The 12,196-nt window shown below is 52.1% G+C and carries 12 protein-coding genes; 10 read left to right on the forward strand and 2 right to left on the reverse strand.

Annotated features, from left to right (window positions below; translation table 11 throughout):
• Window positions 1-34 precede the first annotated feature (34 nt).
• From pdxS to RR877_RS05780, 10 genes are all read left to right on the forward strand, one after another.
• Complete coding sequence (gene pdxS, locus RR877_RS05735; RefSeq protein WP_332627794.1) at window positions 35-937, forward strand: pyridoxal 5'-phosphate synthase lyase subunit PdxS; 903 nt, start codon at window positions 35-37, stop codon at window positions 935-937.
• A complete protein-coding gene (gene pdxT, locus RR877_RS05740; protein ID WP_239406865.1) occupies window positions 927-1,553 on the forward strand; it encodes a pyridoxal 5'-phosphate synthase glutaminase subunit PdxT in 627 nt (208 codons plus the stop codon). The genes pdxS and pdxT overlap by 11 nt, the downstream gene beginning before the upstream one ends.
• Window positions 1,554-1,556: 3 nt before the next feature.
• Window positions 1,557-2,315: a YebC/PmpR family DNA-binding transcriptional regulator gene (locus tag RR877_RS05745; protein WP_110233234.1), complete on the forward strand. Its 759-nt coding sequence runs from the start codon at window positions 1,557-1,559 to the stop codon at window positions 2,313-2,315.
• A gap of 1 nt (window position 2,316) precedes the next feature.
• Window positions 2,317-2,871, forward strand: coding sequence for a crossover junction endodeoxyribonuclease RuvC (gene ruvC, locus RR877_RS05750; RefSeq protein ID WP_110233235.1), 555 nt, complete (start codon window positions 2,317-2,319; stop codon window positions 2,869-2,871).
• Window positions 2,872-2,890: 19 nt separating this feature from the next.
• Window positions 2,891-3,490 (forward strand): Holliday junction branch migration protein RuvA, encoded by a 600-nt coding sequence (gene ruvA, locus RR877_RS05755; RefSeq protein WP_332550407.1) that lies wholly within the window; start codon window positions 2,891-2,893, stop codon window positions 3,488-3,490.
• Window positions 3,490-4,509 carry a Holliday junction branch migration DNA helicase RuvB gene (ruvB, locus tag RR877_RS05760; RefSeq protein WP_280802604.1) on the forward strand — a complete coding sequence of 340 codons (1,020 nt, stop codon included), beginning with the start codon at window positions 3,490-3,492 and terminating at the stop codon, window positions 4,507-4,509. Before ruvA ends, ruvB begins: the two co-directional genes overlap by 1 nt.
• Before the next feature lie 67 nt (window positions 4,510-4,576).
• Window positions 4,577-4,960 (forward strand): preprotein translocase subunit YajC, encoded by a 384-nt coding sequence (yajC, locus tag RR877_RS05765; RefSeq protein WP_277495081.1) that lies wholly within the window; start codon window positions 4,577-4,579, stop codon window positions 4,958-4,960.
• A complete protein-coding gene (gene secD, locus RR877_RS05770; protein ID WP_332550408.1) occupies window positions 4,960-6,666 on the forward strand; it encodes a protein translocase subunit SecD in 1,707 nt (568 codons plus the stop codon). The genes yajC and secD overlap by 1 nt, the downstream gene beginning before the upstream one ends.
• Entirely contained in the window at window positions 6,666-7,673 is a 1,008-nt protein-coding gene (secF, locus tag RR877_RS05775; RefSeq protein ID WP_332550409.1) for a protein translocase subunit SecF, read from the forward strand. The genes secD and secF overlap by 1 nt, the downstream gene beginning before the upstream one ends.
• Before the next feature lie 42 nt (window positions 7,674-7,715).
• A complete protein-coding gene (locus RR877_RS05780; RefSeq protein ID WP_332618684.1) occupies window positions 7,716-9,965 on the forward strand; it encodes a bifunctional (p)ppGpp synthetase/guanosine-3',5'-bis(diphosphate) 3'-pyrophosphohydrolase in 2,250 nt (749 codons plus the stop codon).
• A gap of 582 nt (window positions 9,966-10,547) precedes the next feature.
• On the opposite strand, the gene RR877_RS05785 is transcribed toward RR877_RS05780, so the two are convergent.
• Both RR877_RS05785 and RR877_RS05790 read right to left on the reverse strand, forming a co-directional pair.
• Window positions 10,548-11,768 carry a DUF349 domain-containing protein gene (locus tag RR877_RS05785; RefSeq protein WP_332627795.1) on the reverse strand — a complete coding sequence of 407 codons (1,221 nt, stop codon included), beginning with the start codon at window positions 11,766-11,768 and terminating at the stop codon, window positions 10,548-10,550.
• Between the two features lie 72 nt (window positions 11,769-11,840).
• A partial coding sequence (locus RR877_RS05790; protein ID WP_332627796.1) for a peptidylprolyl isomerase occupies window positions 11,841-12,196 on the reverse strand: 356 nt, incomplete at its 5' end.

The raw sequence follows: 12,196 nt of genomic DNA on the forward strand, positions 1-12,196 counted from the left end.
TTCCTCTCACCCTCTAAAGAAGAAGCTGTAGATCATGACTGAAAAGAACAACGCCCCTCTTACTGGCAGCAACCGCGTTAAGCGTGGACTAGCAGAGCAGCTCAAGGGCGGTGTCATCATGGACGTCGTCAACGCAGAGCAGGCTCGCATTGCTGAAGACGCTGGTGCAATTGCAGTAATGGCTCTGGAGCGTGTCCCCGCAGACATTCGTGCGCAGGGTGGCGTAGCTCGCATGAGTGACCCCGACCTCATTGAGGGCATTCAGGCTGCGGTGAAGATTCCTGTCATGGCTAAGGCCCGTATCGGTCACTTCGTTGAGGCGCAGGTTCTTGCTGAGCTCAACGTTGACTTCATCGACGAGTCCGAAGTTCTCAGCCCTGCTGACTACATCAACCACATCGACAAGTGGGCTTTCGATGTTCCTTTCGTCTGTGGTGCAACCAACCTGGGTGAAGCTCTTCGTCGTATCAACGAAGGTGCTGCCATGATTCGCTCCAAGGGTGAAGCTGGTACCGGTGACGTTTCTGAAGCAACTAAGCACATCCGTAAGATCAAATCAGAACTGCGTTGGTTGTCCTCCATGTCGAAGGACGAGCTTTACGTTGCTGCTAAGGAACTTCAGGCTCCCTACGACCTCGTTGTTGAGGTTGCAGCTGCTGGAAAGCTTCCTGTTCCCATGTTCACCGCTGGTGGTGTTGCAACTCCTGCTGACGCAGCCATGATGCTTCAGCTCGGTGCTGACGGTGTCTTCGTTGGCTCAGGTATCTTCAAGTCGGGTGACCCTGCTGCTCGCGCTAAGGCAATCGTCAAGGCAGCAGCATTCTTCGATGACCCCAAGGTCATCGTGGAAACCTCTCGCGGACTCGGTGAAGCAATGGTCGGCATCAACGTCGCTGACATTCCTGCACCACACCGCCTCGCTGATCGTGGCTGGTAACTTCCAGCACCTCAGAATTGGCGTCCTCGCCTTTCAAGGTGATGTTCGTGAGCACATCCAGGTTCTCGAAGAACTTGGTGCGCAGGTCAGTAAAGTTCGTCGTCCCGATGAACTAGCCGCTGTGGACGCATTGGTGATCCCTGGTGGGGAATCCAGTGTGATGGACAAGCTAGTTCGCTTGTTTGGCATGCAACAACCTCTTCGTGACGCCATCGCTAGTGGGCTTCCTGTTTTTGGTACCTGTGCGGGACTCATCATGATGGCTGACCACATCGTGGACGCTATTGCCGAACAAGAGTCGCTCGGTGGACTTCATGTTGATGTTCGTCGAAATGCTTTTGGCACCCAGATTGATTCTTTTGAGGTTGACCTCGAAATGCCGGGTGTTACAGCTGAACCTGTTCCTGCAACGTTTATCCGTGCTCCGATTGTGGAACGCGTTGGTGAGGGTGTCCGCGTGATTTCCCAACTTGCCGATGGTCGCATCGTTGCTGTTGAGCAGGGATATCTCCTTGGTATTTCTTTCCACCCTGAAGTCAACGGTGATACCCGAGTTCATGAATACTTCCTTGGGCGCGTAGCCCAATCTGTTGTTGAGAAGAAAGCTAGTATCTAAGGCATGTCTGGACATTCCAAATGGGCAACCACTAAGCACAAGAAGGCGATTATTGACTCTCGCCGTGCGAAGTCATTTGCCAAGCTGATTAAGAATATTGAAGTAGCAGCCAAGCTTGGCGGTGCTGACCTTTCTGGAAACCCCACTTTGGTGGATGCGGTTCAGAAAGCAAAGAAGACAAGTGTTCCCAACGACAACATTGATCGCGCCATCAAGCGTGGTGCTGGACTTACTGGTGACTCGGTTGAATACACCACCATCATGTACGAAGGTTACGGACCTAACGGTGTTGCACTTCTCATCGAATGTTTGACCGATAACAAGAACCGTGCCGCCGCTGAAGTGCGTACGGCGATGAGCCGTAACGGCGGAAACATGGCAGATCCTGGTTCTGTTGCTTATAACTTCAGCCGCAAGGGTGTTATTCGCGTTTCTGCTCAGACCGGTATTGATGAAGATTCCATCCTCGCTGCTGTTCTTGACGCGGGTGCTGAAGACGTTGAAACACACAACGGTTCGTTCGAAATCATTTCTGAACCTCAAGACCTGGTCAAGGTGCGAGAAGCTCTCCAGGCAGCTGGCATTGACTATGACTCTGCTGATGCAGAGTTCGTGCCTAACCTCGAGGTTGAAGTTGATGCGGACACTGCACGCAAGGTGTTCAAGCTCATTGATGCACTCGAAGATTCCGACGATGTTCAAAACGTCTTCAGTAACTTCGACTTGAGTGAATCAGTTCTCGCTGAGCTCGAGCAGGACTAACTTGCGCATTCTCGGAGTTGATCCGGGGCTTACCCGTTGCGGTGTTGGCATCATCGATGCCAACGCTGATCGTTCTGTGTCACTTGTCTCAGTCACGGTGCTCACAACGGATAAAGATCTTGAACTGCCACAAAGACTGCTTCAACTCCGAAGCGAACTTGCTGCGCTGATTGAAGAATTCAAGCCTGAACGAATAGCTGTCGAGCGCGTCTTTGCTCAGCACAATCTCCGCACCGTGATGGGCACCGCACAAGCAAGTGCTGTCGCATTCGTGGAAGCTGCCGAGCGCGGCATCCCCGTCGATATGCATACTCCCAGTGAGGTCAAGGCATCTGTCACTGGAACGGGCCGTGCCAACAAGGTGCAAGTGGCCACCATGGTGGGAAGACTCCTGACCCTGCCCGAAGGAAAATTGCTTCCTGATGCAACGGATGCGCTAGCTTTGGCGATCTGTAATGCCTGGCGTGGGGGAGCGGGAACTGCGCCCAAGGGCGCACTCACTCCTGCACAGCAGCGTTGGCGCGATGCGGAGCGTCAGGCCAAGAAACGCGGTTAACAACGCTTAAGCTGAGCAGGTGATTGCCTCCCTGCGCGGCACCGTCTTATCGGTGCGAGAGAACACCTGCATCGTTGATGTGAACGGTGTCGGCTATGCAGTGAACATCACTCCCTCTCACAAGCGTTCACTTCATGTTGGAAACGAATACTCATTCCTCACGTCACTCATTGTGCGTGAAGATTCCATGACGCTTTTTGGTTTTGAGAATCCTGAAAGTCTGGAACTCTTTGAGCTCCTGCTCTCTGTTTCTGGTGTTGGTCCACGCTCTGCACTTGCAGTCTTGGCTGAACTCTCTCCAGCAGATATTTTGACTGCGGTTGTCAATGAAGATGACACGGCGTTCAAGAAGGTTTCTGGAGTAGGTCCGAAGACGGCGAAGTTGATTATTGTGCAGCTCGCAGGAAAGCTCACTGCACTTTCCCACACTGATGTGGTTGCATCAGCAATCCCTGCAAGTTCTGCCATTACGCTCAGTGTTGTTCAAGCACTAGTTGGTCTTGGCTGGAATGAAAAGACCGCGCGAGATGCAGTCGAATCCCTGGATACGTCATCTACTTCCGCAACCACAGCATCTGTTTTGAAAGAGGCCCTGGCAGCCTTAGCGAGGAACAGTTGATGTCCGAGTTCGACATCACCTCAGTAGAGCCTCTCGACGAGGCAGAGCTCGATTTCGAAGGCGCACTTCGTCCTTCCTCTCTTGACGAGTTTGTTGGACAGCGCCGTGTCGTTGGTCAACTAGATCTGCTGCTCAAAGCTGCCGAGATGGATAGTCGAACCCCCGATCACATCTTGTTGGCTGGCCCTCCTGGGTTGGGTAAAACGACTCTTGCGATGATCGTGGCTCATGAAACGGGACGTGCATTGCGCATGTCGAGCGGTCCAGCAATTTCACACGCGGGGGACTTGGCCGCCTTGCTGTCTTCTTTGGTTCCTGGTGAAGTGTTATTCATCGATGAAATTCACCGCATGGCTCGTTCCGCCGAAGAAATGCTTTACCTCGCGATGGAAGACTTCCGAATCGACATCATGGTGGGCAAAGGGGTGGGTGCCTCGAGTATTCCACTCGAACTTCCACCATTCACGTTGGTTGGCGCCACCACTCGTACAGGGTTACTCGCTAACCCCTTGCGTGACCGTTTTGGTTTCACCGGCCACCTAGAGTTCTACGAAACAGAGGAACTGTTGCGTGTGTTGACACGTTCGGCAGCTCTTCTCGGGCTTGAAATTCCGCAACCTGCGCTTGCTGAAATTGCGGGACGTAGCCGTGGAACCCCACGTATTGCTAATCGCTTACTCCGTCGAGTTCGCGACTACATGACAGTTCATGCATCAGAGTCAGCAATAGATGCTGTCAACAATGCTCTCGCTTTGTATGACGTCGATCCTCGAGGACTCGATCGTCTAGACCGATCAGTTCTCACAGTGTTGATCAATCGCTTTGCTGGGGGACCGGTTGGAGTCTCGTCATTAGCTGTCTCTATTGGTGAAGACGCTGAAACAATCGAAGCAGTTGTCGAACCTTTCCTCATTCGTGAGGGCCTCATTGTGCGCACCCCTCGGGGACGTGTCGCCACTCAGGAAGGTTGGAAGCACTTAGGTCTGACTCCACCTGCAAATGACCCCACACTTCTGTGACCTATACTCAATTAGCGGTGATTTCTCACCAACTCCAAGCAATAACTAAGGATTTCTCGTGGATGCAATGACACTCTTCATGATGGCCGTTTTGGCTGTCCTGGTCTTCTTCATGTTCCGTAACGGCCAGAAGCGTAAAAAGGCTGCTCTTGAACTGCAGAACCAGGTTGTTGTTGGCGCTCACGTTATGACTACTTTTGGTGTCTATGGAACCATCAAGTCCATTGATGAGGCAGAGAACATTGTTGTTCTCGAGACCTCTCCCAAGAACACCCTCAAGCTTCACCGTCAGGCAATTGCTCGTGTTGTTGAGTCTGCTGCTGTCACTCCCTCTGCTGGCGAGGCAATTGGTGCAGATCTGACCAACCTTGCACTCAACCCTGAGGCTGAATCTGGCAAGCTCGAAATCGACCCACAGTTCGGTGAGCGTAAGCCTAAAAACTCAAAGTAATGGCTAAGTCTCAGTCAACGCGCAAAGCCCTGCGCTCTCTGACCTGGCTGCTCGTACTTGTCGCTGGTTTAGTAGGTATTAACGCTGCTGGTGTGCTCTGGGGTGGCGGTTCATGGGCTCCCAAACTTGCTCTCGACCTCGAGGGTGGTACTCAGATCGTGCTCTCTCCCCAATTGGAGAGTGGACAGACTGTAACCACTGAGCAGATGGCTCAGGCGGTTTCGATTATTCGCCAGCGCATCGACGCTGCTGGTGTTTCTGAGGCAGAAATCAACACTCAGGGCAACAACAACATTGTTGTTTCTATCCCCGGTACTCCGGACGACGCAACCCTGGCGCGCATTGAGGCATCTGCAAAGCTTGATTTCCGTGCTGTTCTAGTAGCTGGCGCTCCAACTACTTCAACGATTGGAGCAGACGGGACTGCCACACCTGTTCCGGTGGGAACTGTTGATCCGAACCTTTCCACCGTTCCCGCGGTTTCTCCCTCAAACGGCAGCGACCTTAACTGGGTTACTCCAGCCCTTCAAGCACAGTATGAACAATTCGATTGCGATTCGGAGAACGCTCAGGTAGCTAATGCAGCACCTGAAGACCAGCCACTGATTACATGTGACTTCACCAACACTGTCAAGTACATCCTGGGGCCGGTTGAGGTTTCTGGTGCTGATATTTCTAACGCTGGTGCAAGCATGGTTACCACTTCTACGGGAGCCACTACTGGCCAGTGGGCAGTTGACCTTGCATTCAATGGCAAAGGAACTAAAGATTTCGGTGACGTTACCTCACGCCTCAACGCCCTAACTGGTTCACAAAATCAGTTCGCCATTGTTCTAGATGGCAAGGTTCTAACTGCCCCCGCAACAAATGCTGCGATTACTAACGGCAGCGCTCAAATTACCGGTGGATTTACCCAGACCAGCGCCAAGACTCTTGCTGACCAGTTGAAGTATGGTGCGTTGCCTATTGGTTTCCAAGTGCAGTCTTCGGACACTATCTCGGCAACGCTGGGCTCTACCCAGTTGATGAGTGGTTTGCTGGCAGGTGCCATTGGTTTGCTCCTTGTGGTTCTGTATTCCTTGTTCCAGTACCGCACTCTAGGTTTAGTCACTGTGGCATCTCTGGTCGTCGCAGCGATTCTGACTTACCTCGTAGTCACAATCCTGTCTTGGCGTGAAGGCTACCGACTCTCGCTTGCCGGTGTTGCGGGTTTGATTGTGGCCATTGGTATTACTGCTGACTCCTTCATTGTCTACTTCGAACGTATTCGTGATGAATTGCGTGATGGCCGTGGCATTGAATCTGCAGTCGAGTCGGGCTGGAAGCGCGCTATCCGCACCATCATTGCCTCGGATGCTGTCAATTTCCTTGCGGCAATCGTCCTCTTCATCCTCGCTGTGGGTAACGTGCGTGGTTTCGCACTGACACTCGGTCTGACAACGATTGTTGACCTCTTCGTTGTTTCACTCTTTACCCACCCCATGCTTCAGCTTTTGGCGAAGACGAATTTCTTTGCAAGTGGCCACAAGTTCTCCGGACTTGATCCACAGGCTTTGGGTGCTGCATACCGAGGACGAGCACAGTTTGCGCCTTCGACAGCTGTGTCCTCAGGAAAGCTCGCAAAATCTTCAAAAGAAGCCCTCAAGCGTCAAACCATTGCTGAGCGCAAAGCTCAACAGTCCTCCGGTGAGAAGGGTGAGAACTAATGGCTAGTTTTTCTCAGTTCGGTAATGACCTCTACACCGGTGCACGTTCCATCAACATTGTTGGTCGCCGAAAGCTCTGGTACACGATTTCTGCTGTGTTGATTCTGATCAGCATTGTGGGCCCCATCCTTCGTGGCGGTTTTAACTTTGGTATCGAGTTCACCGGTGGTAGTGAGTTCGTTATTTCGAACGTCACGGACACCTCTCAGACCTTGGCTACGAATGCAGTTCAGGCTGTAGATCCCAACACGGTTCCTAAAGTTTCTCGTCTGGGTGATGCCAGTGTTCGTGTTCAGACCGAACAGCTGACGGATACACAAACTCGTGAAATCCGAAATGTTTTGGCTCAGGCTTATTCAGTACCTGTTGAGAACGTCACCAGTTCGTATATTGGCGCCAGCTGGGGGCAGGACATTACAGCCCAGGCAATTAGAGGTCTGTTGGTCTTCCTTGTGCTGGCAGCACTTGTCATGGCCATTTACTTCCGCACCTGGAAGATGTCTCTCGTGGCAATCATCGCATTGCTTCACGACTTGGTGATCACTGCCGGTATTTACGGCATTTCCGGATTTGAGGTTACGCCAGGTGCTGTTATTGGTCTGCTGACCATTCTTGGATACTCCCTCTATGACACGGTTGTTGTCTTCGACAAGATTCGTGAAAACACGAGCGGTTCCACCAGGGAAGCTGGCTTCACTTTTGCTCAGCAGGTGAACTTGGCCGTGAACCAAACTCTGGTTCGTTCGATCAACACCTCAGTTGTTGCTGCACTTCCGGTGGCATCGATTCTGTTTATTGGTGCCTTCGTTCTTGGTGCAGGAACGCTCCGAGACATTTCACTTGCATTGCTCATCGGAATCATCGTGGGAACCTACTCCACCATCTTCCTTGCAACGCCTCTCTACGCTCAGATTCGTTCCAATGAGCCCGAGATTCGTAAAAGCGATAAGAAGGCATTGGCTGCCCAAGGCAAGGCTGACGCGGCTTCAGAGCCTGTCTCTGCTTAATTGCAGATAAGCCCGTCATAATGGAAACCTCGAGGAGGCGACATGGTTGATACAACGGGTTCAACGTCACTACGTCGCCTCGTGCCACGAATATTCAGTCGTGCACAGCCTGCCGATGGTTTTGAAAAGCTTCTCAAGACAGTCCGTCAGCATCACCCACGTGCTGATTTTGTTCAGCTTGAGGAAGCTCACGAGGTTGCACTCAAGGCCCACGAAGGTCAAAAGAGGCGCTCAGGTGAGCCATACATCACTCACCCCATTGCTGTTGCTCAGATTCTTGCTGAACTAGGTATTGGCCCCAAGACAATCATTGCTGCCCTGCTGCATGACACAGTGGAAGACACCGACTACACGTTGGAACAATGTCGAGCGCAATTCGGTGCTGAAGTTGCCATGCTGGTAGACGGCGTGACCAAACTCGACAAGGTTAAATACGGAGATAGTGCACAGGCTGAGACTGTTCGCAAGATGATTGTCGCGATGTCGAAAGACATTCGTGTCCTCGTTATCAAACTTGCTGACCGCCTCCACAACGCGCGCACCTGGGGCTTCATGCCGGTGGAGTCAGCTCAGCGCAAAGCACGTGAGACACTCGAGATTTACACCCCGCTTGCCCACCGATTGGGTATCCAGACCCTCAAGTGGGAACTGGAAGATCTTTCTTTTGCTGTTCTGCACCCCAAGATTTATCAAGAGATTGAAAATCTTGTTGCACAGCGCACTCCTCAACGTGAGTCGTTTGTTCAATCCGTTATCAAGGATGTTGAAAACGACCTCAAGGATGCTCGTATTCGCGGTGAGGTCAAGGGTCGGCCCAAGCAGTTCTACTCGATCTATCAAAAGATGGTCCTTCGCGGTCGCGAGTTCGATGAAATCTATGACCTCGTTGGTATCCGCGTCATTGTGAACAGCGTCCGAGACTGTTACGGCATCTTGGGTTCCATCCACGCACGCTGGAATCCCATTCCAGGTCGTTTCAAGGATTACATCGCAACACCTAAGTTCAACCTGTATCAATCCCTTCACACGACAGTGATGGGTCCATCAGGTCGTCCCGTTGAAATCCAGATTCGTACTCCTGAGATGCATCACCGTGCTGAATTCGGTGTTGCTGCACACTGGATGTACAAAGACCGCATGAATAGCGGTAAGAGTGTTGACCCTGTTGCGGTTCAGGACACAGATATGGCGTGGTTGGCGCATATTTCTGACTGGCAAGCAGAAACCGAAGACCCAGGGGAGTTCCTCGATTCCCTTCGTTTTGAAATCGGTGCCAAAGAGGTTTACGTCTTTACGCCTAAGGGACGCGTTATCGGTTTGCCTTCTGGTGCAACTCCTATCGACTTTGCTTACGCGGTTCACACCGAAATCGGCCACCGAACCATGGGTGCCAAGGTCAACGGACGACTCGTTCCACTCGAGAGCAAACTCTCCAGCGGCGATGTCATTGAGGTTCTCACCTCAAAGAATCCAGACGCAGGTCCCAGTCAAGACTGGTTGAACTTCGTTCAAAGTACGCGCACACGCAACAAGATCAAGCAATGGTTCACGAAGGAACGGCGCGACGAAGCCATTGAGCAGGGCAAGGACGCTATTGCTCGGGCAATGCGCAAGCAGAACCTGCCATTGCAGAAGTTGATGACTCAAGATTCTTTGGCTGAAGTTGCCAGCAACCTTCGCTATGAAGATGTCTCCATGCTCTATGCAGCTGTGGGAGAAGGTCACGTCTCGACTCAATCGGTTATTGAGAAGATTCTTGCGAGCATTCACGAAGATGGTGACACTGAAGAAGTTGAGTTTGTTCTTCCCTCTCGTGGACCTTCAAAGCCTCTACTTCACAGCGATTCTGGCGTTCTCGTTCGAGGTGCTCCCGACATCCTGGTGAAGTTGGCCAAGTGTTGTACTCCAGTTCCCGGAGATGCAATTTCTGGCTTTGTTACACGTGGTCAAGGGGTATCTGTTCACCAGACGAGCTGTCACAATGTGGCGAATATGCTCAACGAACCTGAGCGCATGATCGAGGTTGAATGGTCTCCCTCATCCAAGAGTGTGTTCCTTGTTCAAATTCAGATCGAAGCACTGGACCGCTCAGGACTTCTCTCTGATGTGACACGGGTCTTGTCCGAACACCACGTGAACATCTTGTCTGCCACGGTGAGTACGTCTCAGGACCGGTTGGCATTGAGTCGTTTCGTCTTCGAAATGAGTGACGTGATGCACCTGGATCGCGTTCTCAACGCCGTTCGTCGCATTGATGCCGTCTATGACGTCTATCGCGTATCCGAGGGCTAAATATTTAACTCTTGTGCTCTTCTGAGTGCCGTCCGTTTGTTCGGCACGGAAATCATGTTGTTGAGTCTCCTGAGAACTGTTTCCTGTGAAATTTCATAAGCACTCATTACATTCCTACACAGTCCTTGTACTAGTTGGTCGTTCACATGTCCCGACCTTAGAAGGTCAATAATGGTCCTGAGCGGACTGGTGATCCCACTCGTGCTTTCCAGCCACACATCAGTTGAAGCAAGTGTTCGTTCTTCAATATCCAGATTGTGATGAACAGCCCTTCGTATACGTCGAACTGTCACGGTTGAAGCGGTGTGTTTGTTCGGTTCTTTGCACAAGCCCAATGCCCACACAGCAGATATGCCGGTGAGGACAACCGGGTGACGTTCTTGTTGGAGGATTTTCCTACTACGAGTCCTCCAGTTCTGTACCTCATCCCAGAAATCGTGATCTTGATTAATTTCACCGGATAAGCGCAATGCTGACAGTTCGGCGGGGGAGAAGTGAGAAGTTAACGAAAAGTGGTCCATGCGCACATCGTGCATCATGGACCACTCGGTGAGTAAAGGAACTCACAAATGTGTGGACAATCTACTTCAGGACAGCAAGCCATTCCTTTTGAGTCTTGATTGCTTCCTCAAGCTCTGTGGCTTTCTTGGAATCCTTAGCTGACTTTGCAGCTGCAAGTTCCGCTTCGAGCTTCTCGATCTTTTCTTCAATCTGTCCAGCTAAGCCTTCAGAACGAGCTTGCTTTTCTGGGTTTGACGCATTCCAGTGGTTATCTTCGAGTTTGCGCACGGCCTGTTCGACCTTGCGCATGCGCTCTTCAGTTGGCTTGAGTTGTGCGCGAGGAACCTTGCCCGCAGCATCCCACTTCTTCTGAAGCGCGTTGAGCTTGGCGCGTGCATCGACGCGGTCAGTTGCCTCGAGAAAAGTTTCAGCTTCTGCCAGAATGGCGAGCTTAACCTCGAGGTTTCCTGCGTAGGAAGCATCCTCTACTTCGTCCTGCTCTTTCTTGGCCGCGTAGAGAGCGTCACCGGCGGCCTTGAAGCGAGCCCAGAGGGCATCATCAATCTTTTTACCTGCACGTGGTGCAAGCTTCCACTGATCTAACAATGCACGGTATGCGGCAACACCATTAGTGCCTTGTGAAAGGAGAGCCTCTGCCTTGGAAATCAGCTCTTCCTTGGCGGACTTTGCGCCCTTGTTCTTGGAATCGAGTTCTGCGAAGAAGGCACGACGGTGCTGATCTAGCTTCTGACGTGCATCGCGGAAACGCTTCCACAGTTCATTGGACTCAGACTTCGATAGACGAGGTCCACCCTTTTGAGCGGCCTGCCATGCAGCAAAGAGTTCATCAACCTTGGCTGTGGTGGTCTTCCACTGAATTTTGGCAGGGTCGGTTGCGGCGAGCGCTTCAATCTGTTCCACGATGGCAACGCGGGCTAGTCGGGATTCCTCAACTGCTGCTGCGTTCTTTTCTTTCTCAGCCTCGCTGAGTTCGCTCAGTGAAGCGACAAGCTTGTCAAGACGCTCTGCAAGTGCGGTGTAGTTGCCAATACCGTTGCGTGCTTCAACCTGCTCGGCAATCTTCTTGGCACTCTCACTGATTTCAGAAGCAGGAGCGCCACGCTTTGCACGCTGTTCGAGAAGAACTAGTGCTGAGTTGGTGTCGTTGAACTTACGCTCGAAGAAAGCCAGAGCCTCTTCGGGAGTGACGTCGGCATACTGACCGATCAGACGCTCGCCATCAGCTTCGACGACATACACATGGCCGGCTTCGTCGACACGCGCCGTTGTCTTTTCAGACATAACAATCCACCTCGTTGGGATAGGGAACAACCAGCCTCAAGCCTAGAGCAAGGCTTCCCGTTGTGGAGACTGCTACTTTACGGAGACGCTCTTCAATGTCACGGGGACTTTTGGAGCACCATCTGAAGAACCGTTAGAGGTGCCCTGGCTGGTGACCTGGGCAATCAGTTCAGGTAAACCGCTGGTGATGTGTCCGATGACGGTGTATCCACCTGCAGCATCGCTTGGGATGGTGCTGTCTTCGTACACAATGAAGAACTGGCTACCCATGGAATTTCCGTTGCCGCCCTGGCGAGCCATTGCGATGGTTCCTGCAGGATACACATTGTCCGCAGGAGCATTCTCGACGGGACCGTAGGAATATCCTGGACCTCCACTGCCGTCTCCAGCTGGATCTCCACACTGCAGAATGTAAATTCCTTCAGTGG

It is taken from the genome of Aurantimicrobium sp. (assembly GCF_036667855.1).
Lineage (GTDB): Bacteria > Actinomycetota > Actinomycetes > Actinomycetales > Microbacteriaceae > Aurantimicrobium.

Coding starts and splice junctions, on each gene's coding strand:
- pdxS (WP_332627794.1), top strand. CDS start 35: ATGACTGAAAAGAACAACGCCCCTCTTACTGGCAGCAACCGCGTTAAG.
- RR877_RS05745 (WP_110233234.1), top strand. CDS start 1,557: ATGTCTGGACATTCCAAATGGGCAACCACTAAGCACAAGAAGGCGATT.
- ruvB (WP_280802604.1), top strand. CDS start 3,490: ATGTCCGAGTTCGACATCACCTCAGTAGAGCCTCTCGACGAGGCAGAG.
- yajC (WP_277495081.1), top strand. CDS start 4,577: ATGACACTCTTCATGATGGCCGTTTTGGCTGTCCTGGTCTTCTTCATG.
- secD (WP_332550408.1), top strand. CDS start 4,960: ATGGCTAAGTCTCAGTCAACGCGCAAAGCCCTGCGCTCTCTGACCTGG.
- secF (WP_332550409.1), top strand. CDS start 6,666: ATGGCTAGTTTTTCTCAGTTCGGTAATGACCTCTACACCGGTGCACGT.
- RR877_RS05780 (WP_332618684.1), top strand. CDS start 7,716: ATGGTTGATACAACGGGTTCAACGTCACTACGTCGCCTCGTGCCACGA.
- RR877_RS05785 (WP_332627795.1), bottom strand. CDS start 11,768: ATGTCTGAAAAGACAACGGCGCGTGTCGACGAAGCCGGCCATGTGTAT.